26 protein-coding genes are annotated in these 23,890 nt (G+C 38.7%); 15 read left to right on the top strand and 11 right to left on the bottom strand.

Features of this window, described 5'->3' with window-relative positions; translation table 11 throughout:
- Window positions 1-11: 11 nt before the first annotated feature.
- Window positions 12-902 carry a DMT family transporter gene (locus tag FA584_RS10760; RefSeq protein WP_167749456.1) on the top strand — a complete coding sequence of 297 codons (891 nt, stop codon included), beginning with the start codon at window positions 12-14 and terminating at the stop codon, window positions 900-902.
- On the opposite strand, the gene FA584_RS14735 is transcribed toward FA584_RS10760, so the two are convergent.
- Together FA584_RS14735 and FA584_RS10755 are read right to left on the bottom strand one after the other, a co-directional pair.
- A complete protein-coding gene (locus FA584_RS14735) occupies window positions 894-1,241 on the bottom strand; it encodes an EAL domain-containing protein (protein WP_256431170.1) in 348 nt (115 codons plus the stop codon). The genes FA584_RS10760 and FA584_RS14735 overlap by 9 nt on opposite strands.
- Window positions 1,180-2,319, bottom strand: a complete 1,140-nt coding sequence (locus tag FA584_RS10755; RefSeq protein ID WP_256431169.1) for an EAL domain-containing protein — start codon at window positions 2,317-2,319, stop codon at window positions 1,180-1,182. Before FA584_RS10755 ends, FA584_RS14735 begins: the two co-directional genes overlap by 62 nt.
- Window positions 2,320-2,535: 216 nt before the next feature.
- On the opposite strand from FA584_RS10755, the gene FA584_RS10750 reads away from it, so the two are divergent.
- On the top strand, window positions 2,536-4,956 hold the full coding sequence (locus FA584_RS10750; RefSeq protein WP_167749455.1) for a heavy metal translocating P-type ATPase: 2,421 nt from the start codon (window positions 2,536-2,538) through the stop codon (window positions 4,954-4,956).
- Between the two features lie 2 nt (window positions 4,957-4,958).
- Window positions 4,959-5,198, top strand: coding sequence for a cbb3-type cytochrome oxidase assembly protein CcoS (ccoS, locus tag FA584_RS10745; protein WP_096047242.1), 240 nt, complete (start codon window positions 4,959-4,961; stop codon window positions 5,196-5,198).
- A 104-nt stretch (window positions 5,199-5,302) separates the two neighbouring features.
- Here ccoS and FA584_RS10740 read toward each other — a convergent pair whose 3' ends face one another.
- Entirely contained in the window at window positions 5,303-5,602 is a 300-nt protein-coding gene (locus FA584_RS10740) for a c-type cytochrome (protein WP_167749454.1), read from the bottom strand.
- Window positions 5,603-5,753: 151 nt separating this feature from the next.
- On the opposite strand from FA584_RS10740, the gene FA584_RS10735 reads away from it, so the two are divergent.
- From FA584_RS10735 to gmhA, 5 genes are all read left to right on the top strand, one after another.
- Window positions 5,754-6,458: a tetratricopeptide repeat protein gene (locus tag FA584_RS10735; RefSeq protein WP_167749453.1), complete on the top strand. Its 705-nt coding sequence runs from the start codon at window positions 5,754-5,756 to the stop codon at window positions 6,456-6,458.
- On the top strand, window positions 6,459-6,971 hold the full coding sequence (gmhB, locus tag FA584_RS10730) for a D-glycero-beta-D-manno-heptose 1,7-bisphosphate 7-phosphatase (RefSeq protein ID WP_096047239.1): 513 nt from the start codon (window positions 6,459-6,461) through the stop codon (window positions 6,969-6,971).
- Between the two features lie 8 nt (window positions 6,972-6,979).
- Window positions 6,980-7,990 carry an ADP-glyceromanno-heptose 6-epimerase gene (rfaD, locus tag FA584_RS10725; protein ID WP_167749452.1) on the top strand — a complete coding sequence of 337 codons (1,011 nt, stop codon included), beginning with the start codon at window positions 6,980-6,982 and terminating at the stop codon, window positions 7,988-7,990.
- Window positions 7,983-9,410, top strand: a complete 1,428-nt coding sequence (gene rfaE1 / locus FA584_RS10720; protein WP_167749451.1) for a D-glycero-beta-D-manno-heptose-7-phosphate kinase — start codon at window positions 7,983-7,985, stop codon at window positions 9,408-9,410. Before rfaD ends, rfaE1 begins: the two co-directional genes overlap by 8 nt.
- Before the next feature lie 78 nt (window positions 9,411-9,488).
- Window positions 9,489-10,061, top strand: a complete 573-nt coding sequence (gmhA, locus tag FA584_RS10715) for a D-sedoheptulose 7-phosphate isomerase (protein WP_096047236.1) — start codon at window positions 9,489-9,491, stop codon at window positions 10,059-10,061.
- Here gmhA and waaF read toward each other — a convergent pair.
- From waaF to waaC, 8 genes are read right to left on the bottom strand one after another with little or no spacing between them, the layout of a single operon-like run.
- A complete protein-coding gene (gene waaF / locus FA584_RS10710; RefSeq protein ID WP_167749450.1) occupies window positions 10,021-10,965 on the bottom strand; it encodes a lipopolysaccharide heptosyltransferase II in 945 nt (314 codons plus the stop codon). The two genes, gmhA and waaF, sit on opposite strands and share 41 nt — an antisense overlap.
- On the bottom strand, window positions 10,962-11,822 hold the full coding sequence (locus FA584_RS10705) for a glycosyltransferase (RefSeq protein WP_167749449.1): 861 nt from the start codon (window positions 11,820-11,822) through the stop codon (window positions 10,962-10,964). Before FA584_RS10705 ends, waaF begins: the two co-directional genes overlap by 4 nt.
- A complete protein-coding gene (locus tag FA584_RS10700; RefSeq protein WP_228447977.1) occupies window positions 11,812-12,624 on the bottom strand; it encodes a glycosyltransferase family 2 protein in 813 nt (270 codons plus the stop codon). The genes FA584_RS10705 and FA584_RS10700 overlap by 11 nt, the downstream gene beginning before the upstream one ends.
- Window positions 12,621-13,313, bottom strand: coding sequence for a glycosyltransferase family 2 protein (locus FA584_RS10695; protein ID WP_245394669.1), 693 nt, complete (start codon window positions 13,311-13,313; stop codon window positions 12,621-12,623). The genes FA584_RS10700 and FA584_RS10695 overlap by 4 nt, the downstream gene beginning before the upstream one ends.
- Window positions 13,314-13,348: 35 nt before the next feature.
- On the bottom strand, window positions 13,349-14,428 hold the full coding sequence (locus FA584_RS10690; protein ID WP_167749447.1) for a glycosyltransferase family 9 protein: 1,080 nt from the start codon (window positions 14,426-14,428) through the stop codon (window positions 13,349-13,351).
- Complete coding sequence (locus FA584_RS10685; RefSeq protein ID WP_228447976.1) at window positions 14,415-15,635, bottom strand: O-antigen ligase family protein; 1,221 nt, start codon at window positions 15,633-15,635, stop codon at window positions 14,415-14,417. Before FA584_RS10685 ends, FA584_RS10690 begins: the two co-directional genes overlap by 14 nt.
- On the bottom strand, window positions 15,632-16,522 hold the full coding sequence (locus FA584_RS10680) for a lipid A biosynthesis lauroyl acyltransferase (protein WP_167749446.1): 891 nt from the start codon (window positions 16,520-16,522) through the stop codon (window positions 15,632-15,634). The genes FA584_RS10685 and FA584_RS10680 overlap by 4 nt, the downstream gene beginning before the upstream one ends.
- Window positions 16,516-17,478, bottom strand: coding sequence for a lipopolysaccharide heptosyltransferase I (waaC, locus tag FA584_RS10675; RefSeq protein WP_167749445.1), 963 nt, complete (start codon window positions 17,476-17,478; stop codon window positions 16,516-16,518). The genes FA584_RS10680 and waaC overlap by 7 nt, the downstream gene beginning before the upstream one ends.
- Before the next feature lie 67 nt (window positions 17,479-17,545).
- Between waaC and FA584_RS10670 the strand changes: the two genes are divergently transcribed.
- Genes FA584_RS10670 through rfbD form a run of 7 tightly spaced genes read left to right on the top strand, consistent with a single transcriptional unit; the run spans window position 17,546 to window position 23,874 of the window.
- Complete coding sequence (locus tag FA584_RS10670) at window positions 17,546-18,334, top strand: 3'-5' exonuclease (RefSeq protein WP_167749444.1); 789 nt, start codon at window positions 17,546-17,548, stop codon at window positions 18,332-18,334.
- Window positions 18,331-19,701, top strand: a complete 1,371-nt coding sequence (locus FA584_RS10665) for a phosphomannomutase/phosphoglucomutase (protein WP_096047228.1) — start codon at window positions 18,331-18,333, stop codon at window positions 19,699-19,701. The genes FA584_RS10670 and FA584_RS10665 overlap by 4 nt, the downstream gene beginning before the upstream one ends.
- 1 nt (window position 19,702) lies before the next feature.
- Complete coding sequence (rfbA, locus tag FA584_RS10660; protein ID WP_167749443.1) at window positions 19,703-20,566, top strand: glucose-1-phosphate thymidylyltransferase RfbA; 864 nt, start codon at window positions 19,703-19,705, stop codon at window positions 20,564-20,566.
- The gene (gene rfbB, locus FA584_RS10655; RefSeq protein ID WP_167749442.1) at window positions 20,563-21,585 is read left to right on the top strand and encodes a dTDP-glucose 4,6-dehydratase; all 1,023 of its coding nucleotides are present in this window, start codon (window positions 20,563-20,565) and stop codon (window positions 21,583-21,585) included. The genes rfbA and rfbB overlap by 4 nt, the downstream gene beginning before the upstream one ends.
- Window positions 21,586-22,404: a DNA ligase gene (locus FA584_RS10650; protein ID WP_167749441.1), complete on the top strand. Its 819-nt coding sequence runs from the start codon at window positions 21,586-21,588 to the stop codon at window positions 22,402-22,404.
- A gap of 32 nt (window positions 22,405-22,436) precedes the next feature.
- The gene (gene rfbC, locus FA584_RS10645) at window positions 22,437-23,012 is read left to right on the top strand and encodes a dTDP-4-dehydrorhamnose 3,5-epimerase (RefSeq protein ID WP_096047224.1); all 576 of its coding nucleotides are present in this window, start codon (window positions 22,437-22,439) and stop codon (window positions 23,010-23,012) included.
- Window positions 23,005-23,874: a dTDP-4-dehydrorhamnose reductase gene (rfbD, locus tag FA584_RS10640; protein ID WP_096047223.1), complete on the top strand. Its 870-nt coding sequence runs from the start codon at window positions 23,005-23,007 to the stop codon at window positions 23,872-23,874. Before rfbC ends, rfbD begins: the two co-directional genes overlap by 8 nt.
- Window positions 23,875-23,890 lie beyond the last annotated feature (16 nt).

Raw genomic sequence — 23,890 nt, 5'->3', positions numbered from 1 at the left:
AAAGGATACCAATGCAAGTTTATGTTCTCTTAGTGTTATGTGTGCTCTTTTGGTCTGCCAATTTTGTTCTCGGACGATTTGTTGCTGGAGCCATTGAACCTTGGGAATTAGCATTCTTTAGATGGTTAGGTGTTTTTGTGGTCACTTTGCCTTTTTTACTTTTACATGTAAAGAAAATTGGGAGAGCATTAAGAGCGCATTTTGGTATTTTAGTCGTGCTTTCAGCCCTTGGTATTGCAGCATTTAATACACTCTTGTATATTGGACTTCAAAAGACAACCGCGACGAATGCGTTGTTGATTAACTCCTCAATTCCAATCATTATTGTTTTACTCTCTTTTGTAATTTTAAAAACACGTATTTCTAAACTACAGGTTTCCGGCATTCTTCTCTCAACCCTAGGCGTCATTTTTTTAGTGCTTAAAGGTGATGTCCAAAGTATTCTTACCTTGAGTTTCAATTCAGGTGATTTTTGGGTGATTGCCTCATCTTTATGTTGGGCAAGTTACAGTGTTTTGGTTAAATTTAGGCCTTCGAGCTTGAGTAATTTTGAGTTTTTTATTACGACGGTGAGCTTAGGTTTAGTTATGCTATTGCCTTTTTACCTTGCACAAGGATACACGTGGGAGCGTGAAGTGATGATCCTAACACACTACACGTGGGTGATTGCTTATGTCGTTTTGTTTACATCTATTCTTTGCTACTATTTGTGGCATTATGGCATCGCTCACATTGGTGCTGGAAAAACAGGACAATTTACCCATTTGATGCCACTGTTTGGAAGCTTCTTAGCGTATCTTTTTTTAGGTGAGCGTTTAGAATGGTACCATTTAGGTGGTATCCTTTTGATTTTTGGAGGAATTTATCTCTGTTTATTTGTCAAAAAAAAAGTGTTAATGTGAAGCCGTAGGTGGAAGTTTTGGGTTTGGTTTACCAATGTAAAAGCCTTGCGCATAATCAATCCCGACCTCTTTAACGCACGCGAGAACTTCTTCTGAGTGGACATATTCTGCAATGGTTTTGATATTAAGCTCTTTGGCAAAGTTGACAATCGTTTTAACGATGATTTTCGTCTCTTCATTTTGATGAATATTTTTAATCAAACTTCCATCAACCTTAATAAAATCAACTCTAAGTTCGGTCAGCCGTTCAAAGTTAGAGTAGCCTGAGCCAAAATCATCAATGGCGATTTTGGCACCATAGGATTTTGACTTGGTCAATAAATTTGGCGATGGCTTCATAATTTTCAATACCATCACTCTCTAAAATCTCAAAAATAACCCATGGCCCCACGTTGAACTCTTCAAGCTTTTCGAGGATAAAGGTTGTGGTAACAATGTTCGTCATATCAAGGTAAGAGAGGTTGATCGAAAAGCTACTTGACGAGATTTGAAAGGTTTCAAATGCTTTTTGAATGAGTGACATAGAGAGTTTAGAGTAGATTTTAGAGTGTTTGGCGACATCTAAAAATTCTGCTGGAAGGTAATAATTTCCATCTTCTTTTTTGATGCGCATTAAGGTTTCAAACTTTTCGATCTCATTCGTATGGAGACATAAAATAGGTTGGAAAAAAGGAATGACATAATCTTTTGCAAGCGCTTCTTTGAGGGTATGACTCATCATCATATTGTGATGGTACTCGGCTTCTTTATGACTACTTTTATCATAGATAATATACGGCAAACGTTTATTTTTAGCTTCTTTACAAGCAATGGATGCGAGTTTCAAAAGACTCTTTTTACCTTGATGTGCTCCAATGGAAAGGGTTGTATCGACCTCGACATCATCGCAAATAATGCGATCTTTGGTGATTTTCATCGAGATTTTTTTGAGGTATTTTTTGAGATTGTAGTCGCTGAAAGGAACACGGATTAAAATGGCATAAATATCGGCTTCAAACTTATACAATGTCGCATCAATAGGAGGAAGATTTTGGCGAAGCCATTCACCAATGACTTTAAGAAATTTATCACCAAAATTATGTCCATAAAAGTTATTGGTATTTTGAAAGGAGTCAATATTGATTATAATCAGAGTCGACTCAATATCGGGATCAAGTTCTTTCGTGTCTTTCAGCAATTTAAGGCGATTTGGCAATTTGGTGTTAAGATCGATATAAAAATTTTTGCGTAGCTCATTTTTTAGTTTTGTATTACTTTTGTATAGTTTTGTAACAATTATAAGGTTGAAAATAGCAGATAGCGCGAAGAGGAGACAAGCGATCTCTGGCAACTGATACCAAATGGCACTATAAGTAAGGCATAGCGTAAGCAAAAGAAAGAATACCATTTTAAGATAGAATTTTTTACTACTCTCCAACGTATTCCTTTGAGCCCATAGATGCTTACATTTACATGTAGGGGTAGCACTTTAGCACAAAGGTTTTAAAAAAAAAATTAAGTGATTTTTTTGTCTAGGGTCTTAAAATGAGAAGAGATTTCAAAAAAGCTATTATGCTTAGATGAGTATCAGGTTCATCACAAAAAAGTCACGCTATAATGTTTTCTAAGATGTAACTTTAGATGAAAGATTAATATGAGCAAACAACGTTGCGATCATTGTCACTTAGAATACGAAACCTCAATGTTACTACCTGATACAAGTTTTAACCCCCCTAAATTTTTTTGTTGTAAAGGGTGTCAAGGTGTTTTTCACCTTTTAAGCGATGAAGGGCTGGATACTTTTTATACTAAAATGGGAGAGACGACACTTACCCCTCCGAAAGTGACGTTAGACGATGTCAATCGTTTTGATTTGGATGGATTTGTTTCCAAATATGTGAAAAAAAGTAAAGAAGGATTTAGCGAAATAGCACTTATTATAGAAGGAATTCACTGTAGTGCGTGTGTATGGCTTAATGAAAAAGTGCTCTCTAGACAAGAGGGAATCGTTGAAGTTTCGATTAGTTATTCCAATCATAAAGCCAAAATTGTTTGGGATGAATCATTGATTAAACTGTCTGCAATTATTGAAACCATTCGTAGCATTGGGTATAACGCTTATCCTTACGATCCCAAAAGTGGAGAAGAGCGAGCGACGGCACAACGCAGAGAGTATTACTCCAAACTTTTAGTAGGTATCTTTGCAACAATGAATGTGATGTGGATTGCCATTGCGCAATATGCAGGCTATTTCACGGGCATGCAGAGCAATATCAAAAATATTCTCAATTTCGCCGAGTTTGTTCTCGCCACTCCAACGCTGTTTTACACCGGTTCGGTTTATTTTAAAGGGGCGTATTATGGCATCAAACATCGTTATATTACGATGGATTTTCTCGTTGCTACGGGGGCAACACTCACGTATGTTTTTTCTCTCTATGCGATGTTTTCACACAATGCTGAGGTCTATTTTGACTCAGTAACCATGATTGTTACCTTTGTCTTTGCGGGTAAATATTTGGAAGTTTTAACGAAGAAAAAAGCGGTAGACACACTTGATGCCTTTGGAAGTTCCATGCCCACAGAAGTCACTTTGATCAAAGGCGATGAAAAGATTTTAACCAGCGTTGAGTCGGTCGAACTGGGTGAAATCATCGAAGTGCGAGCAGGCGACAAAGTGGCAATCGATGGTGTCATTACTGAAGGTGAAGGCTCTTTTGATCTTTCCCGTCTCAATGGCGAATCCATTCCTGTTTTAGCCCAAAAGGGCGATAAAATTCTGAGTGGTTCTATCTGCTTAGACAGCGTTATTCACTACCAAGCGACCCATACTTTTTCCTCCTCCATGTTTTCCAAGTTGGTCTGTTTGCTTGAAGATGCAATGAATAAAAAGCCTAAAATCGAAAAGCTTGCCAATCAAATTTCGGGGTATTTTTCACGAACTATTTTGCTCTTAGCTTTCTCAACACTATTGTTTTGGTTCTACCAAAGTGGTTCTTTTGAGAAGGGTTTGATTATTGCGATTTCTGTGATTGTGATTGCCTGCCCTTGTGCGCTTAGCCTTGCCACACCTGTAGCAACGATTGTGGGGATTGGGCTTGCTGCAAAAAAAGGGATTTTGTTTAAAGAGGCAGGGTTTTTAGAGAGCATGGCAAAATGCAATACGCTTGTTTTGGATAAGACAGGAACCATTACGAAAGGTAAACCTGAAGTTGTCATGTATGAGTATGCGTACACGTTTGATCGATCTTTGTTATATGCACTTGTCAATTCATCCAATCATCCTATTAGCCAAGGGGTTGCACGTTTTTTAAACGAAGATGAAACTACTTTACATGTAAAGAGTTTGGAGCAGATAAAAACAGTAGAGGCCAAAGGAGTCAGAGCCGTTGCGGAAGGCCATGAGCTTCTGGGTGGCAATGCAAAAATGATGGAGGAAGCGGGCATCGAAGTGTTTTTGCCTCACGGATTTGAATCACTCAGTCATTATTTCTTTGCAATTGATGGCAAACTTATGGCTATATTTGGGCTTAAAGATGCGCTCAAAGAGGGCGCAAAAGAGAGTATAGGGGCACTGAAATCTCTAGGTTTAGAGATCGTCATGCTCAGTGGTGATCATGCTAAAGTAACCCAGGAAATTGCCGAAGAAGTGGGCATTGAGACGTACAAAGCAGGGCTCTTTCCTCATGAAAAAGCTGCGTATATTGAAGTACTTCGTCAAAAAGGTCAAAAAGTAGTGATGGCAGGTGATGGTATTAACGATGCATTAGCGCTTTCTCAAAGTGAAATTGCGATTGCGATGGGGAATGGGGCTGATGTTGCGGTGGATATCAGTGATATTGTTTTGACCAACGATAGTATGCAAAGTTTGTATGAGGCATTTGTGATCGCAAGAGCGAGTTTGCGTGTGGTTAAAGAGAACTTATCTTTTTCGTTGCTGTACAATATTGTTACGATTCCTTTAGCCATGAGTGGGCATGTGATACCTTTGTTTGCAGCGCTTTCCATGTCGCTTAGTTCGTTGGTTGTTGTCGGTAATTCGATGCGCATTAAAAATGTTTTAAAAAGGTCGTAGAGATGGATGGGTGGATTATTGCGATGATGTTGGGTGCTTCAACACTGCTGGGAGCATTTGGTCTATGGGGTCTGTTGTGGGGAATTCGCAGTGGACAGTTCGATGATCATCAGAAGTTTTTAGATGGCGCACAGTTTGATAGTGAAGAAGCACTGAATGATGCTGTCAATATGGAACGTAAAAAAGCAAAAGTTTTAAAAGAGAAGCAAGAAAGAGAGGTGGGATACGCCCCACCTGATTAATGAAGAGATTAAAAGCGAAACTTTTCTGCCTCAAAGAGGCAAGCTTCAGTGTCTAGTACAACGTAGCTACAAGAGCTTTGCCCTTGTAGCGTGTCATAATAGTTTTATTTGAATGAAGCAATAGTTGTAGCAACTGCTTTAAGATCTTCATCGCTAAGTCCAGAAGCGATAGGTTTCATAACGCCTTTCATTGCTTGACCATAACTGCCATCTTTATAACCTGTGACGGCTGCTGTGATTTTTGCAGCATCCCAACCTGCAATGATTTGAGATTTATTCAATGCCGCTTTAGAAGCTTTGTCTCCATGACAGGAAAAACATTTTGATTGGTAGATTGCTGCGCCATCGGCCGCCATCAAACTAGATACTGCTGCAATTGCTAAAATTGTACAAACTTTTTTCATACGAAATACCCCTTTTTGAGTTGTGTAAGAAAAATTATAACGAACCAGACTTTAACCCTGCTTAGGTTTTCTAAGCGCCTTTCGTGTTCTATTTTCATTTCGGTAAAACTTGGATATAATCTAGGCCATCTTAATCTGAGTAGGGGTTCATTTGTTTCGAAGTGCTATAGCTTTATTATGTTTAGCGGTGGCTCTTTTTGGAGCAACACATAGTGTTTGTGTAACCGAAAGATCCGATACTGCAAGAGCTAAAGAAGCCATTGAAGCCATTTTAAGTACAGAACCAAACAATACAGAGTGTATGCTTCAACTTGCTAATATCTATCTCAAGCAGGGCAAAATTGCTCAAGGATTTGAAATCTTAGTGGATGCGTATTCGATTGATCCGCACAATGTTCAAAAGAGCCGTATTGCTACTGTTCTCCCTTTTGCCCTTAAAGTTTCCAACCTAAAACAACAAGCAGCTAAGACCAATGACAAAGATATTTGGAACAAATTGGGTGATGGTTATTTTGAAATGGGCATTTTCAATGAAGCTTCAAAGATGTACCAAAAAAGTCTTGCTGTGGATGATATGCAACATATGATTCGCCTAAAACGCGCCCTTGCTCTTCAAAAAAATGCACAAATCTATACTGCGATTGAAGAGGTGCAGATTGTCTTGATCAAAGAGCCAACACACCTTTATGCCAACTACTACATGGGAAAATTCTTAGCGTATGATTTGCGTAATCGTGAAGAAGCAAGAGACTTTTTTATAAGAGCAAAAGCTTCTTTGATAGCGCAAAAAGACACGTTTGGCTACCTTGAATACACCAATTTACTCAGTGATATTACCAAAGAGCTTGGAGAATAAGTGCAAAAAGCAATTTTCTTAGATCGCGATGGCGTCATTAATGTTGACAAAGCCTATGTTTCAAAGATTGAAGATTTTGAGTTTTGTGACGGCGTTTTTGAAACCTTACGTCATTTTCAATCTTTAGGGTATTTGCTGATTATTGTGACCAATCAATCGGGCATTGGGCGAGGCTATTACAGCGAAGAAGATTTTCAAACATTAACCGCGTGGATGCTAAAAGAGTTTTTACATGTAAACATTCAAATCGATGCTATTTACCATTGTCCGCATGCGCCAGAAGCGAACTGTGCGTGTCGCAAACCTCGAAGTGGTATGTTAAAAGCAGCGATTGCAGCGTTTGACATCGATGTGGCACACTCATGGATGATCGGCGATAAACCCAGTGACATTGAAGCCGCACATGGTGCTGGCATTACCCAAACAATTCTGCTTCATCCTACTCTTTCTAGCACTCAAGCTAAATATTGCGTTAATTTTCTTTTGGATACAATTAATCTTATTAAACAATAGGGTTAAGCATGCATTACAGCGAAACAGATTTCAATCATAAAAACATTTTAATTACAGGTGGAGCGGGATTTATCGGTAGCAATCTTGCTTTTTATTTTCAAGAAAACTATCCTACATGTAACGTTGTTGTCTTTGATCTTTTTAGAAGTGAAGCCACCTTTTCCAATGGCAACCTCAAGAGTTTTGGGCACTTTAAAAATCTCCTAGGATTCAAAGGTGAAGTCATTAGTGGCGACATCAACGATGACGAAGCACTCAAAAAACTCTCTTCGTATCGCTTTGATTATATTTTTCACGAAGCAGCCATTTCGGATACAACGGTTTTAGATCAAGGTATTATGGTGAAAACCAATGTCAATGCATTTAAAGCTATTTTAGAACTTGCCAAAGCGAACCATTCCGTTGTGGTCTATGCTTCCAGTGCTGCGACGTATGGTGATGCCGCTTCTCCTCAGCGCGTTGGGCATGAGCAACCTCAAAATGTGTACGGGTTTAGTAAACTCTCTATGGATCATTTAGCACGCGAATTTTGTGCGCAAAATCCAAGTATGAGCGTGATAGGGCTACGCTACTTCAATGTCTATGGTCCAAGAGAATACTTTAAAAATACAACGGCTTCGATGGTCTTGCAATTAGGAATTCAGATTTTAAGTGGCAAAACGCCTCGTCTCTTTTCTGGGTCTGATAAAATCGTACGCGATTTTATTTATATCGATGACGTTGTTCAAGCCAATATCAAAGCAGCTTCTTCAGGTAAATGTGGTGTTTATAATGTAGGAACGGGTAATCCTAGAAGTTTTCAAGACATTGCCGACATCTTACAAAAAGAGCTTGGAACTAACTTAGGCACAGCGTATTTTACCAATCCTTACCGTGCGTATCAGATGCACACGGAAGCGGATATCTCCTTTACATGTAAAGATTTGGGCTATGCGCCACGGGTGAGTTTAGAAGAGGGCATTAAAGCCTATGTACCTGAGATTCAACGTATTTTTAAATGCGAAGTGAACCATGGATAGATTAAGAACGTATCAGCCTTCCATCTTGGTGATCGGCGATTTAATGCTCGATCACTACCTCTGGGGAAAGTGTGAACGTATCTCTCCTGAAGCTCCTGTTCAAGTGGTGGATATTCAAAATGAAAGCACGGTTTTGGGTGGAGCAGGGAATGTCGTCAACAACCTTTTAAGCTTAGGGTCTAAAGTCAGTGTTTTAAGCGTTGTAGGGGATGATGAGAACGGCAAAGAGCTTCTTTGCATGCTCGAAACTTTGGGTGCAGATGTTCAAGGCATCGTAAAACAAACGGGGCGTAAAACCAGTAAAAAAAGTCGTGTGATTGCTTCGCATCAACAAGTCGTACGTTACGATAGTGAATCCAAAGAGGACATTACGGAAGCTTCTGTTAAGGCTCTTTTAGCGCGATGTGAAAACTATCTTAAGACGGTAGATATTATTGTGCTCTCCGATTATGGTAAAGGTGTTTTAACGCAGAGTTTTACATGTAACGTCATAGCGCTCGCCAAAGCACATCAAAAACGTATTTTAGTAGACCCAAAAGGGGACGATTACCGCAAATACAGTGGCGCGACATTACTAACGCCCAATAAAAAAGAGGCGAGTATTGCTACAAAAATAGCCATCAAAGATGATGAGAGTTTACAAAAAGCAGGAAACTTGCTCAAAGAGAGTTTGGGACTAGACTACGCGATCATCACGCTCTCTGAAGATGGCATGGCTATTTTTGGTGAGAATTTTATCAAAATGCCAACGGTCGCACGCGAAGTCTATGATGTCACGGGTGCGGGTGATACCGTTTTAGCCAGTCTTGGTTACGCACTCTCTTGTGGTCTCAGTATGAAAGAAGCTGCCTCTTTTGCCAATAAAGCTGCAGCCGTTGTTGTGGGAAAACTCGGAAGTGCTACGGTGACATTGGATGAAATCGATGCCTATTCCCACAGCCTTAGAGGCGCTACTGCTGAGAGTAAAATTAAAACCAAAACAGAGATGGTTGCTCTTTTAAAAGCAATCAAAAACCAAAAAATTGTTTTTACCAATGGTTGTTTTGACATTTTACATGTAGGGCATGTGAAGTACCTTGAAATTGCGAAAAGTTTTGGAGATATCCTTATTGTTGGGCTCAATGCCGATGATTCGATCAAACGTCTCAAAGGGCAAAGTCGTCCGATTAATCCACTGGAAGATCGAGCGTATATCTTAGCGAGTTTAGAATCGGTGAGTTATGTCGTTCCTTTTGAAGAAGATACGCCACTGGAGCTTATCTCTGCCATCCAACCCGATATTTTGGTTAAAGGGTCGGATTACGAGGGCAAAGTGGTTGTGGGAAGTGACATTGCCAAAGAGGTACGACTCGTCCAATTTGTTGAAGGTAAAAGTACCACAAAGATCATACAAAGGGTGAGAGATGATAAACAAAAGTGAACTGCTTCACTTTTGTCAGCTCGGAACCAAAATCTTTATGCGAAGTATGAGCATAGATGAAGGCAGAAGGATAAAATAATGATGGAAATGATACAGCGTGAGATGCTTGCACATCAAGCCGTTATCGCAAAAACAATCGAGAGCCTACAAAGTCATATTTACACAGCATGTATTATTGCAACCGAAGCGCTTAAAAACGGGCACAAGATACTTCTGTGTGGCAATGGTGGCAGTGCGGCGGATGCGCAACACATTGCAGCGGAGCTTAGTGGTCGTTATAAGAGCGAACGACGAGGACTTCCTGGCATTGCATTGACTACTGATACATCGGTTCTTACCGCTGTTGGCAATGATTTTGGATTTGATCGTATCTTTGATCGTCAAGTGGAAGCTTTAGCACGTGAGGGAGATGTTCTCATTGGTATATCGACCAGTGGGCACAGTAAAAATGTCGTACGTGCCTTAAGCCTTGCTCGTAATATGGGATGCAAAACGATAGGACTGAGTGGACGCGATGGTGGCGTGATGAATGAATTTTGTGATGTCAATATCGTTGTTCCAAGTGATGATACACCTCGCATTCAAGAGATGCACATTATGATTGGACACATCATCTGCCAAGCGATAGATGATGCTCTAAGCGTAAAATAACTTCTTCTGCTTTAATGCCCCGCATACACTCATGTGTTTTGATGGGGCACTCTCGTTTCATGCAAGGCGCACAGGTAAGATCGTGTGAAAGAACAAAGCTATTGGGATTCTGCCACGGAGATGTTTCGTTATAGCGTGTTGGTCCAAACAGCGCCACCGTTGGGATTTGATACGCTGCTGCTACATGCATCGGTCCACTGTCATTGGTGACAAAAAGACTTAGTCCTGCAATATTTTGAATGAGTTCTTGAATTGTCGTTTTACCTGCTAAATTGGTGACATTGGTAATTTTATTTTTTGTGAGCTGCTCTTCAACTTCTTGTGCAATATCCATTTCATTCGGTCCGCCAAAAATGACAATATCATAACGGTCTGCAAAATGAATCGCCACTTTAGCAAACTCTTCTGGATACCAGCGTTTGGCACTTCCGTACGTTGCCCCTGGATTAATTCCCAGTGTTGGTTTTTCAAAGTGAAAAGGTGTTTGATAAAGTTTTAAGGGAAGTGATGTTGTCTTTACATGTAAAGATTTGGCTATGAATTGGGTGTACTTTTCAACCTGATGACCTACAAAGAGATTTCTTTGATAGTGAAATTTCTTTTTTGCTGAAATACACCATAGCAAGAAAGACGATGTCCATGAACTTCTAAAACTAATCGCTATATCAAAAGCTCCTAAAGTATGTGCTAGTGAATAAAGCCAATAAAACCTAGAAAATGCTTTTTTACTCTCATCAACAATACAGCGCGAAACATTTGGATGCATTTTGAGTGCCTCCGTGGAGACAAATGAACCAAACAGTGTAATATCTGTGTCTGGGTAGTGTTCTAGAATGTTTTCAATAGCTGGTGTTGTCATGATGGCGTCACCGAGCCATGTGGGCAGTTCAATAAAAAGTTTCATTTGATGCGTTTGTAGTGTTTTTTACTGAGTTCTAGCCCAAAGAGATTTTCTAATGTGAGCATTATGCGGTGTTTTTTCTCTTTCTTTGTCAGAACATGATGTTTATCTGCTTGGAAAACACCTTTTTCTTTAGGTAACCACTCTTGTACAATCTTAGGATGCGTGCCTTTGAATTCTTGGACGATGCTACCATCGATGTCTGCATAGTTGATGGTTTTATGCCCTTTGTTCCAGTATTGTTGTACTTTTTCGCTTTTTAAATTCATCTGAGCTTCGCTTCGCACCCATCCATAATGGTACATCTTTGCGCCACACTCTACCGCTTTTGGGTATCTGCCTATTTTATTTTGATCTAAAACAAGCCAAAAAAGCCCATCGGGAGCATAGCTGCGAATGGAGTTTTTGATAATGCGAGGTGCTTTTCGGTACCATGCAGGGCTCCAAAGATAGCTATTAGCATTGCCATAAAAATGGTAGTAATCAAAAACGATCGCTTCGACATTGGCGTCATCTTTATACTTTTCCATACATGCGTAAATTTTATCTAAATCCTCTTCGTGAACCACTTCATCACCTTCAAGGTAAAAAGCCCAATCACCTGTGCAATTAAATTGCGCTATCATCTTTTGTTGACCGTAAACATAACCACGATCTTTCATGTTATTGTTCCAGAGAGACTCTATAATTCTGATTTTAGGGCTATCAATCGCTTGAATAATTTTGAGTGTATCATCTTCGCTTTGTCCGACATTGACAACAAATTCATCGACAATCGGTAAAATAGATTTGATAGATTCTACAAAAGGGTATCCTAGTATTTCACCATTTTTGATGAACGTAAATGCGCTAACTTTCATTGTCTAGCCCTTTGAGGTATTTATTAATTCCATTGTTGCACCAAATGAGTTTTTGCTCAATGGTATTTTTTAAAATGGCATCATTTTGTGGAAGGCTGGCTCTCGTATTTTCGGGGTGGTAGAGATGGTAAGCAATAGCATGAAAACGTATATCGTGTCTTTTGATACCATAATTGAGAAGTCTCACTGCAAATTCGCTATCTTCTCTTCCCCAGCCAACAAAATCTTCATTAAAGCCATTGATCGCAAGACAATCTTTTTTAAAAAAGGCTAAATTGCAGGTCTTAATACCTTTGAGATGGCTCTTTTGTGTTGAAAACAGAGCGCTTAAAAATTTCGAATGCAGTGTGTTTTTGCGGTTTTTAATGCCTTGTGAGAAAAAATTTAAGGCGAGCTTCTTTGCCTGAAATATTTTTTGTGTCAAGTTTTTTTCAACTAAAACGCGTGTGCCTTGGGTGAAAAAGCCTTTTTTGGCAAAAGAGAGATGATCTTGAATGAAATTTTGATGCAAGCAGATGTCACCATCAATTAAAATAATATATTCACCCTTTGCTTTTGCAATAGCTCTGTTTCTGCTCATAGAAGCGCGAAAACCAAGATCTTCTTGCCACGAATGAATAATATGCAAAGTAGGATTTTCGTGTGAAAATTTTTCGATAACTTTTTTTGTTTTTTCAGAACTTCCATCATCGGCTATAATGATTTCATCAGGCAGACGTGTTTGTGTCGCGCAACTGGAAAGAACCTGTTGCAGTGCTTCTTCCCAGTTGTAGGTTGTAATGATCAGGCTACACGTCATCATTTGTTGTTCTCGTAGAGCTTGATATATTTGTAGAAGGTGCCATTGGCATTTGAGACAGAAATGACAAGTCCTTCATAGCCATTTAAAAATCCTTTTTTTAAAAAATAAAATTTTATAAAAGTAAAGAAGGCTCTTATAACAGCTTGAAGAGGGGATGCACTTTTCTTGCCTTTTTTATCTTGTGCCCAAAGCGATGAGTATTTTTGCATTTTATCAATAAGCTCATCAGCACTTTTAAAAGAGTAGTGTTCCAACTCATTATGGAGCTTTTTAATTTTTAAACCATTGTTCAAAAGGCTTTCATGTACTAAATCATCACTAAATTTTGTGCTTTGTTTATGAAAAATACGTTTGACAAAATCGTTATCCCAGCCACAACATTGCATTTTTTTCATGCCGTAAAAATTGGATCTTTTGATGGCATAAAGGGTGTTTTTATCGAAGTTTAAAGCGTGTATTTCTTGTACTAAGCTAGGAGTTGCAATTTCATCGCTGTCTATCGAAAAAATCCAATCATTCTTGGCGTAAGAAATGGCAAGATTTTTTAAAGGACCAAAGCCAATGAATTCATGTTTTACTATTTTAACATTAGGGTATTGTTGTGCAATTTGCAAGGTATCATCCATCGAACCATTATCTAAGATGATGATTTCATCAAACGATTGAAGTGCCTCAAGACACTGCTTCATATGTTCCTCAGAATTCTTTGTAAGTATCGTAACGCTTATTTTAACCATTTTTGAACTTCTTGAAAAATAGTGTTTGGATTGATGAGTGCTAAACAGTCACTTTTGCCATGCTTATCATCACATCCTGCTTTTCCACAAGGTACGCAGGGCAGATTGGCTTGAAAAATAGTAATAGCTCCATAGGTATAAAAAGGTGGAGTTCCCATCCTGTAAGTACCACTTAGATTATCCCATGGCGACCACATGGAAGTGAGTGTTGGACCAAAAATAGCAAAGATACGCTTATTTTGGGCTGCAGCGATATGCATATTGAGTGTATCCATTCCAATATAGGCTTGGCAGAGGTATGAGAGCGCTATATATTCACCCAAAGAGGTTTTGCCTATGAAGTTATGGATATTAGCAAGCTCTGGCAGGTTTTGAGAAATTTCTTCATCAATGGCTGTTTTACCTCCCGTAACGATGATGGGAATGTTTAAACTATTTAAAAGTCTTAGAAGAGTGTTAAGTGTTTCATTGTTGAGCATTTTATAGCTATATTGAGCAGATGGGTGAAAAATAATAAAATTTTTAATGCCTTCTTTTTGCAACACATTTTCTATGTTTTTTATATCTTCCGCCTTTGGGTTGGCGGTTATTTCCACTTTGGAGCAGTTGATTTTGAGTAAATTAAGGGGTGTTACGTTGTTCATAACAATATGTTTTGAGGTATCAAAAAAGTAGTGTTGTGTTAATAAAAGCTTTTTCCACCATGCTTTTTTGACATCTTTTTCAACAGCGGCAATAGAATGTTTTGCCCCAAACGCAGCATATAAAACACTTCGATCACTGGACGTTAAACTAATGGCTAAATCATATTTTTTGAAGATGGATTTCATTAAGAAAAATTCTTCTTTAAGCCTTTGCAGGGTTGAAAGTTTTCGCCAAGAATATTTATAAAGATGAATCGTATGGATATGCTCCAACGTCTTGGCAATGCCCAGCGTATCATCATTGATCAATAAATCAATTTCAGCTTGGTCATAATAGTGATATAAAGCATTGATTAAAGGGGTACTTAAAAAAACATCCCCATTTGATCTTTGAATAACAATTAAGATCTTAGACTTTTTCACCGGAAAAGTCCTTGTAAAGAATGGCACTAAAATAAACAAATAAAAGGGCTGTATGGTGACCCAAAAGGTAGCTGTCGCTGAGCATAATGGTTAAAAATAAAAGAGGAAGCGCAAGCCTTAATGGTGCGAGCGAATCATTGATTTTAAAAAATGATTGTATCTGCATATAAAAAATTGAAAGCATTAGCACAAGACCTACAATACCCGTTTGCGCTAAGACAAGCAAGTACATATTGTGAGGATTGACTGTAGGAAGGGCATTTGGCGATCTTTGCATATTTACTTTTTCATATTCTTGAGGAAAATCACCTGTTCCAGCACCAAAAATAGGATTTTCTTTGATAATTTCTAAGGTATTCATTGCAAACGTCATTCGTAGTCCAACACTGGTATTGGGGTTTTTATCAATCATATGAACGTCATTGAGCCCTTCATGAATTCGTGTGTTAAAGAGCGTGCTTGAAGAGTAGGCTATAAAAAAAATGGTAGGTAACACAACAAGGATCAAGAGTGCAGATTTTAAAATATTTTTTTTAAAATATAAGATAAAGGCTAAGGACAACATAACAAAAAAGCCAACTTGACCTGCTCTGCCTCCTGTTATAAAAATATTGATCGTCATGGTGGTTAAAAAAAATAAAGAAATGATTTTAGAAAAGTTATTTTTATAATTTTTGATGAAAAAGATAAAATAGATTAAGAGAAAAATACTAAAAGCTAAAAAGGGGTTGTATGAAATATGGCTCATAAAGGGTGTAGGGTTAAGTATGGTAGCACCATGAAAAGGTGTGATAATCCCAAACCAAATTAGATAAGACAATACTTCAGATAAGCTCATGGCTAAGAGAAATGCAATAAGATAGTATTGAATATGCTCTTTTTTAGTGATCGTAATTAAGACTAGAAGAAGCAAAATACGCCACTCTTTACTCACAATATGAAGTCCCCATGTTAAATCTTCACTCCACAGTAGACCGATGAGATGGATCATGAAAAAGGCTAAAAAAGCATATGAAATTTTATTGTGTTGGATAATGGTAAATTTTTCTTTGAATTTTCCTTCTACTAACCATAGAAGCATGATGCACCCTATAACCGCCGTTCCAATGGAAACGGATAAAGGGAATGTGAATCCTAACAAGATCAAAAGATAGCTATTGATTGTTGGGATTTTTGTCTGAAATGATGAAAAATTATGAATCGTCACTTGTAGCATTCCTCGTATTGATTTTTCCACCTGCGGTGAAACCAGAACCATTCATCAGGTTTGTTCTCAATGATGCGTTGTGTTATCTCCGCTTGTGCTTGAATACTATCAAGCAAAGATTGTTCATTGTCATCATGAGGTGCAGGAATCGGTTCGTAAAAGGTGAGATCGAAATGCTCATGATCTTGGGTCGTGATAAATGCAGGGATAATAATACAGTCGGTTTTTTTTGCAAATTGAGCCGCTGCTGGTGTATGTCTGACCAGTTTCCCAAAAAAAGGAACAAGCACTCCCTCATTTTCAGAAGTATTTTGATCGACAAGTAACCCTACACTCCCCCCATTTTTGAGAGTTTTGAGGATGCCTCGCATAGCACCTTTTTTATCTAAAAGTGTTACATTGAAGCGTTGCCTGTTTTTTTCTAGAATGGCATTCATCACTTTAGAGTCTAGTTCTCTTCCAATAATGCTGATTGGTCCAAATTTTGCGCCTACTGCTAAGGACATAATCTCCCAGTTACCATAATGCGCCGTTTGAAAAATGACCCCTTTTTTAAGTTTTAAAGCTTCAACATAGATGTGCTCATTATGAAAAGTCACTTTTTGAAGTAACTTCTCTTTTGAGATGGTTTGATTTTCTATAAAATCTTTGAGCAAGTAAAGCAAGTTTTTATAACACTGTTTGATAATCTCTATTTTTCGCTCTTCACTCATACGATCTTCAAACGCAAGATCTAAATTCACCTTGGCGATTTTGGTGTGTTTTTTATCAACGAGATAGCCAATAGCTGCAAAAAAATTAATCAAAAGCATCAATAGCGATTTTGGTAGTTTGGTCACGAAGAGTTTAAACAACCCAAAAGCGGATAAATAAAAATAATCTAACACGGGAGTAGTTCCTTTGCCAATGCAATAATTTTTAGGGGATCAATCTGTTGAATGCAAAAATCATGTTTGTTGATATCTCGTGCATTTATAGCTTTTTCACAATCGATTGTCAAATTAATAGCCGTTGTAACGGTGTTTCGCTCGCTTGGTGTTGGACCAAAAATGGTAATACTCGGACGACCTAGTGCCCATGCCATATGGGTTGGACCGCTGTCCGCACCTATGACGAGCTGGCTATTTTGGACAATAGTTTTTAATTCATTCAAACTCATTTTCGGAAGCATTGTTGCATTGGTGTGATCGCAAATAAACTGTGCATCTGTTTTTTCTTTTTCATTTCCCCAAGCAATAAAACTCTTTACATGTAAAGCATTGAGAATGGTCACAAAATGCTCTTTGGGATACACTTTGCTTTGCCACGATGAGCCAGTAATGACAAGCAGTGTTGGCGCTATGTCACTCTCATGCGTTGAAAACAAAAAAGGTTCCTTGGTTTGAATATCTGGTATATCGATATTGAGAGCTTTACATGTAAGCTTGAGATTGCGCATAATGACATTTTCTTCGTAAGGAACATGAAAAGAAGTTTTATAAAAGAATGCAGCCAGCGGTTCTCGAAGACTTTGTTTATCGAAACCAACACAGTTTGGACTTAAAATTCTAGCAACTAGGGCAGATTTGATGAGTCCTTGCAAGTCTAAAACAAGATCATACTGATTTTGTTTTGAGATCGTCTTGAGCTTTTGATACTCTTTGAAAACATGACGTTTATTGTTTTTAAGACGTAGGGGATAAAGGGCGTGGATATGCGGATTGTTTTCTAAAATCCCAACAAATTTTTCTTCCACAAACCAATCAATTTGTGCATCAGGAATGTTTTTTTTGATGTATTGCAAAACAATCATGGCGTGAATAATATCACCCAGTGCTGATAGTTTTACAATCGCAATTTTCATTCCGTATCATCCCTTTTTAAATGAGTTAAGTTATAATTGTAACTAAAAGTCACTTAAAGGCGGTTCAATGATTTGTGTGTTCGATATCGAGACTATCCCTGATACCAAGCTAATTCGAAGTGTCCTAAACCTTGAAGGAGAAGACCTTGAGGTTTCGCTTTTAGCGCAAAAGGAGCAAGAGGAGAAGAGTGGAAGCAGCTTTTTACCCCTCTCTTTTCATAAAATTGTGGCGATTTCGGCGGTCATCGCGGATGATTTTGGCATCTTTCGCAAGGTGAGTAGCATTGAGGGCAACACGGAGCATGAGATGATCAAAAGCTTTTTAGGATTTATCAATAAACACAATCCAAAGCTCGTGAGCTTTAACGGGCGCAGTTTTGATATGCCGCTTTTGATGCTAAGAGCGATGCAATACAATCTTACATGTAACGCTTATTTTGAGGTCGAAAACAAAGAGTTGAATAAAAACAAATGGGAAAATTACCGCGCGCGTTACAGTGACCGTTTTCATGTCGATCTCTTAGACCATTTGTGCGAATTTGGCGCGGTGCGTGGCATGAAGTTAGACCATGTCTGCTCAATGGTAGGGCTTCCGGGTAAATACGATGTGCATGGCGATCAAGTGCTAGAGCTTTACTATGCAGGTGAAATGGATAAAATTAAGGAGTATTGCGAAAGCGATGTGCTCAATACCTATTGGTTATTTTTAAAGTATGAACTCTTAAAAGGGAACCTCATTATAGAGGATTATCAGCGTGCATTGGTTACAATGCAAGAAAATTTACGGGTTGAAAAGTCCTATACGGATGTTTTTGGCATCGCAATTGAAGAAGAACTGTACAAGGAGAACCATTGAAAGCGATATTTAGAGAGTATGACATCAGAGGTATTTACGAAAAAGAGCTGAACGAGCAAACGGTTAAACTTATTGGGTATTTTTTAGGAAAACAGATTGCTAAAGTGGGTAAAAATGTTGCGATAGGGTATGACGCGCGTTCACATTCACCGATTTTGTGTGAGTATCTTACTAGCGGACTCAACAAAGCTGGCTGTAACGTGCTTAACATGGGACTCGTTGCGACACCGGTGAATTACTTTAGTAATTTTCAAAATTTCGATGGCGTAACACCTAATGCTTCCATTATGATCACGGGTTCTCACAATCCTAGTGAATACAATGGTTTTAAAGTAACCCTCGATAAAAAGCCTTTTTTTGGCGAAGACATTTACGCACTGGGTCGCGAGATTATGCAAAATTACGCGATGGAAATCGAAGATGACTTAAGCTCAACGTTTATTAATGCGAAAGAGCGTTATATCGCCTTTTTGATCAAAGAGTTTGACCACCTTAAAGGCTTCAAGCAACCGTTTGTTTATGACTGTGGAAACGGCGTTGCAGGCGTTGTGGTGCAAGATGTATTTAAAGCTTTAGGTTTTACATGTAAAGGTTTATTTACAGACCCCGATGGTACATTTCCTAACCACCATCCTGACCCAACCGTTGAGAAAAACCTCAAAGACATTAAAAAAGAGCTTGAAGGCGAGTATGCGCTTGGGTTTGCGTATGATGGGGATGCCGATAGATTGGCGTTTTTGACCAAGCACAACAATGTCAAAGGCGACATTATGGCGATTTTGTTTTCCAGCGCTATGAAAAACCCAACGGTCATTGGTGAAGTGAAATGTTCTCAAGTGATGTACGATGAGATTAACAAACGAGGTCATGCGATTATGTATAAAACAGGTCACAGTAACCTTAAAGTGATGATCGCTAAAACGAACGCCGATTTTGCAGCGGAAGTGAGCGGACATCTTTTCTTTAATGACCGTTATTTTGGTTACGATGATGCGATTTACGCCACGCTTCGTATGATTGAAATGGTTAAAAATGGTTTGGATGTGGATGCTGAGATCGCAAAATTACCAACCGTTTATTCTACTGAAGAACTTAAAGTTGAGACCAATGAAAGCGATAAGTTTCCTCTTGTTGAAAAAGTCAAAGAGCTTTTGAAAAATCCTCCTAAAGATTTTCCTGCTATTAAAGAGATTGTTGATGTTGACGGCGTAAGAGTCATTTTTAACGATGGTTGGGGCTTGGTGCGAGCGAGCAATACAACACCCGTTTTAGTCACACGTTTTGAATCGACCAATGCGGATAACGCGAAATTGTACGAGAAAAAACTGAACGAACTGATCGCGTACGCTAAAGCAGAGCTTCACTAACATGAAAGGCATCATCCTAGCAGGAGGGTCTGGAACCAGACTTTATCCTGTTACCCAAACGATTAGCAAACAGTTGTTGCCGATTTATGATAAACCAATGATCTATTATCCGCTCTCTGTTTTGATGCTAGCTGGAATTCGTGAGATCTTGATTATCTCAACCCCTCAAGATATTGGCAAATTTGAAGATCTTTTTGGCGATGGCTCTCATTGGGGAATTTCACTCTCGTATAAAATTCAACCCAGTCCTGATGGATTGGCACAAGCGTTTCTTTTAGGTGAAGAGTTTATCGGCGATGATAGCGTTTGTTTGATCTTGGGAGATAATATTTTTTACGGTCAAGGCTTTACACCACTGCTTCAAAGCTCGGCTCAATTAAAATCGGGAGCGATTGTTTTTGGGTATCAGGTCAAAGACCCACAACGTTTTGGTGTCGTCGAGTTTGATGAAAATCAAAAAGCAATCAGCATTGAAGAAAAACCTAAAAACCCCAAATCACCTTTTGCCGTAACGGGACTTTATTTCTACGATAACAGTGTGATTGAGATCGCCAAAGCGGTTAAACCAAGTGATCGAGGTGAGCTTGAAATCACTTCTGTAAATGAAGCCTATCTTAAACGAGGCGATTTACAAGTTGAAGTTTTAGGACGTGGTTTTGCTTGGCTTGATACGGGAACACATGACAGTTTATTGGAAGCTGGCATGTTTGTGCAAACGATTGAAAAGCGACAGAGTTTTAAAATTGCTTGCTTGGAGGAGATCGCTTATAATTATGGCTGGATTACCAAAGAGCAAGTCTTGGAGATTGCAAAACCTCTGAGTAAAAACGGTTATGGAGAATACCTCAAGGAATTGGTTAAATGAGTCAAAAATGTATTTTAGTCACCGGTTGTGCAGGGTTTATTGGGTCTAACTTTGTACCGTATTTTTTGGAAAAGTATTCAGAGTACCATCTGATCAATTTGGATCTTTTAACCTATGCTGGTAATTTAGATAACCTCAAAGAGGTAGAAAAAAGTGATCGTTATACTTTTGTACAAGGGGATATTTGTGATAGGGCTCTAGTCGAGTCTCTGTTTGAAAAATATGATATCCAAGGCGTGATTCACTTTGCAGCAGAGTCGCATGTGGATAACTCCATCAAAAACCCAGGCGTGTTCATCGAAACCAATGTCAATGGAACCTTTACGCTCATTGATGTGGCGTATAAAACCTGGATGGAAAAACCTTTCATCTTCAAAGAGGGCTATGAGGAGTGTCGTTTCCATCATATCTCAACCGATGAAGTCTATGGAACGCTTGGCGCTACGGGACTTTTTACAGAAAACACAAGCTATGCACCCAACTCTCCCTATTCAGCTTCCAAAGCAAGCAGTGATATGATCGTACGCGCCTATCATCATACGTATGGAATGAATACGGTCATCACCAACTGTTCCAACAACTATGGACCTAAACAACACGATGAAAAACTGATTCCTACGATCATACGCAAAGCATTGTCCAATCAAAAAATCCCCATTTACGGTGATGGAAAAAATATCCGTGATTGGCTCTATGTGCTAGATCACTGCAAAGGCATTGATTTGGTCTTCCATGAAGGAAACTCAGGAGAAACCTATAATATTGGTGGACGCAATGAGCGAGATAACCTTTATATCGCTCATAAGATTTGTGAGATACTCGATACCCTAAAACCAAAAGCCACTTCGTATAAAGAGCAGATTACCTTTGTGGAAGATAGAGCAGGGCATGATAGACGTTACGCCATTGATGCCACCAAAATTGAGACAAAACTAGGTTGGGAAGCAGAAGAAAACTTTGAAAGCGGCATTCTTAAAACGATTCAGTGGTATTTGAGAAAATACACAACAGAGGCATAAATGAAGCGATTAATGCTCTCTTGGCTCCTGTTAACAAGTTTAATGTTTGGAGCTAAGCCTGAATTGATGTTGTTACAAGAATGGGATGGACAAGACGTTTCAGGGTGGCTCATGAGTGAAAAAATGGATGGAGTGCGGGCGTACTGGGATGGGCAAAAACTGATCTCACGCGGTGGCGTTGAACTTGCGGCTCCTGCTTGGTTTACCGAAGGATTTCCTCCTTTTGCTGTGGATGGAGAGCTTTGGAGTAAACGGGGTGATTTTGAAACTATTATCTCTATTGTGAAGAAAAAAGAGCCGCATGATGGATGGAAAAACATCGCTTTTTACGCCTTTGATGTGCCGAATGAAAATGGTGGTTTGATCCAGCGTTTAGTAAAGTTGGAGTATTATCTTAAACTCAATCAAGCCGACTACCTCAAAGTGGCAAAACAGTTTACATGTAAAGACAATGATGATCTGAAACGTTTTCTTACAGAAGTTGAAAAAGGCGGTGGAGAGGGTGTTGTCGTGCGCAATCCCGATACCAAATATGTCGTTAAGCGTGATCCTAATAGCCTGAAAGTGAAAAGTTTTCAAGATGCAGAGTGTGAAGTGGTGGAGCATCACAAAGGCGAAGGCAAGTACAAAAATAGCTTTGGTTCGCTTACATGTAAAACGGATGATGGCGTGATGTTTGACATCGGTTCAGGCTTTAGTGATGCGGAACGTAAAAATCCTCCTGCCATTGGTGCAAAGATTACTTATAAATTTCAAGAGATGACTAAAGGCGGTAAACCACGGTTTCCTATCTATATGAGAATAAAAGAAGAGATATAAAAATAAAAAATGACACAAGAAAGAAGTAAGAGATGATATTTACGCCTACCTCTATACCAGACGTGATCATAATAGAGCCCAAAGTACATGGTGATGAGCGAGGGTACTTTGTAGAGACCTTTAGACAAGATATGTTTGAAGCATTTGTAGGTTTCAAAGTGAATTTTTGTCAAGATAATGAATCACGAAGTCATCATGGTGTTTTGCGTGGACTTCATTATCAACTTGCACCTTTTGCCCAATCAAAATTAGTTCGTGTCATTGATGGACGAGTTCTGGATGTTGCTGTAGATATTCGTGTAGGGAGTCCCACATTTGGAAAGTATGTAGCTGTAGAACTTAATGGAAAAAATAAAAAACAGATGTTTATTCCAAGAGGCTTTGCTCATGGTTTTGTAGTGCTGAGTGAAACCTGTACCTTTACCTATAAAGTCGATAACTACTATGCCCCTGAGTGTGACCGAGGAATTTCATTTAATGATCCAAAACTGGGTATTGATTGGCAAATGAGTGCAGATTTGTTTCAACTCTCCGCAAAAGATACCAAGCAACCTAAACTTGCAGAGACCAATGACCTTTTTGAATATGGCGTAAATTACTATGCTTAATATCTTAGTGACAGGTGCAAACGGTCAATTAGGAAGCGAGATACAAGCACTTTCTCCCCATTTCCCCTATACATTTTTCTTTACATGTAAAGATCAACTTGATATTACGGATAAACACATTATTGAATCATTTGTTGAAAAAAATACTATTCATGCCATTATTAACTGTGCGGCTTATACCGCAGTCGATAAAGCTGAAAGTGAAGAAGCTTTAGCCGATAAAATCAATCATCAAGCAGTAGAGCATTTAGCAAGCATTGCAAAAGAAAAGCATATCAAACTGATTCATATCTCAACGGATTATGTTTTTGATGGAACTAATCATAAACCTTATGGCGAAACAGATAAGACCAATCCTCAATCGGTTTATGGTAAAACGAAGTTGGGTGGAGAGAATGCGCTTTTACATGGTAAGCTCCCCAATAGCGTCATTATTCGAACATCGTGGGTTTACAGTAGTCATGGTGCTAACTTCGTCAAAACGATGCTTCGTTTAGGTAAAGAAAAAGACTCTTTGGGTGTTATTTACGATCAAGTAGGGAGTCCTACTTATGCAAAAGATTTAGCGAAAGTGATTTTAGATATTCTGCCAAGAATCAAAAATACCCAAACGGAGATTTATAATTATTCTAATGAAGGTGTTGCCAGTTGGTATGATTTTGCACGAGAGATTATGCAGATGGCAAAGCTTACATGTAAAATCAATCCTATTGAAACATCGCAGTACCCAACACCTGCAACAAGGCCTCACTACTCTCTTTTAAACAAATCAAAAATCAAAAATGAGTTTGGCATAGAAATTTCTTACTGGAAAGATAGTTTGGAAGAATGTTTGTATAAAATAAACGTTAATAATGAATAAGTTATTTATGGAGATA

It is taken from the genome of Sulfurospirillum diekertiae (assembly GCF_011769985.2).
GTDB lineage: Bacteria > Campylobacterota > Campylobacteria > Campylobacterales > Sulfurospirillaceae > Sulfurospirillum > Sulfurospirillum diekertiae.
This window is presented reverse-complemented; position numbering and strand designations above follow the sequence as displayed.

What these genes read in the sequence shown, in the direction of transcription:
- FA584_RS10760 (WP_167749456.1), top strand. Translation starts at nt 12, where the DNA reads ATGCAAGTTTATGTTCTCTTAGTGTTATGTGTGCTCTTTTGGTCTGCC.
- FA584_RS14735 (WP_256431170.1), bottom strand. Translation starts at nt 1,241, where the DNA reads ATGAAGCCATCGCCAAATTTATTGACCAAGTCAAAATCCTATGGTGCC.
- FA584_RS10750 (WP_167749455.1), top strand. Translation starts at nt 2,536, where the DNA reads ATGAGCAAACAACGTTGCGATCATTGTCACTTAGAATACGAAACCTCA.
- ccoS (WP_096047242.1), top strand. Translation starts at nt 4,959, where the DNA reads ATGGATGGGTGGATTATTGCGATGATGTTGGGTGCTTCAACACTGCTG.
- FA584_RS10740 (WP_167749454.1), bottom strand. Translation starts at nt 5,602, where the DNA reads ATGAAAAAAGTTTGTACAATTTTAGCAATTGCAGCAGTATCTAGTTTG.
- rfaD (WP_167749452.1), top strand. Translation starts at nt 6,980, where the DNA reads ATGCATTACAGCGAAACAGATTTCAATCATAAAAACATTTTAATTACA.
- rfaE1 (WP_167749451.1), top strand. Translation starts at nt 7,983, where the DNA reads ATGGATAGATTAAGAACGTATCAGCCTTCCATCTTGGTGATCGGCGAT.
- gmhA (WP_096047236.1), top strand. Translation starts at nt 9,489, where the DNA reads ATGATGGAAATGATACAGCGTGAGATGCTTGCACATCAAGCCGTTATC.
- waaF (WP_167749450.1), bottom strand. Translation starts at nt 10,965, where the DNA reads ATGAAACTTTTTATTGAACTGCCCACATGGCTCGGTGACGCCATCATG.
- FA584_RS10705 (WP_167749449.1), bottom strand. Translation starts at nt 11,822, where the DNA reads ATGAAAGTTAGCGCATTTACGTTCATCAAAAATGGTGAAATACTAGGA.
- FA584_RS10700 (WP_228447977.1), bottom strand. Translation starts at nt 12,624, where the DNA reads ATGATGACGTGTAGCCTGATCATTACAACCTACAACTGGGAAGAAGCA.
- FA584_RS10695 (WP_245394669.1), bottom strand. Translation starts at nt 13,313, where the DNA reads ATGAAGCAGTGTCTTGAGGCACTTCAATCGTTTGATGAAATCATCATC.
- waaC (WP_167749445.1), bottom strand. Translation starts at nt 17,478, where the DNA reads ATGAAAATTGCGATTGTAAAACTATCAGCACTGGGTGATATTATTCAC.
- FA584_RS10670 (WP_167749444.1), top strand. Translation starts at nt 17,546, where the DNA reads ATGATTTGTGTGTTCGATATCGAGACTATCCCTGATACCAAGCTAATT.
- rfbA (WP_167749443.1), top strand. Translation starts at nt 19,703, where the DNA reads ATGAAAGGCATCATCCTAGCAGGAGGGTCTGGAACCAGACTTTATCCT.
- rfbB (WP_167749442.1), top strand. Translation starts at nt 20,563, where the DNA reads ATGAGTCAAAAATGTATTTTAGTCACCGGTTGTGCAGGGTTTATTGGG.
- FA584_RS10650 (WP_167749441.1), top strand. Translation starts at nt 21,586, where the DNA reads ATGAAGCGATTAATGCTCTCTTGGCTCCTGTTAACAAGTTTAATGTTT.
- rfbC (WP_096047224.1), top strand. Translation starts at nt 22,437, where the DNA reads ATGATATTTACGCCTACCTCTATACCAGACGTGATCATAATAGAGCCC.
- rfbD (WP_096047223.1), top strand. Translation starts at nt 23,005, where the DNA reads ATGCTTAATATCTTAGTGACAGGTGCAAACGGTCAATTAGGAAGCGAG.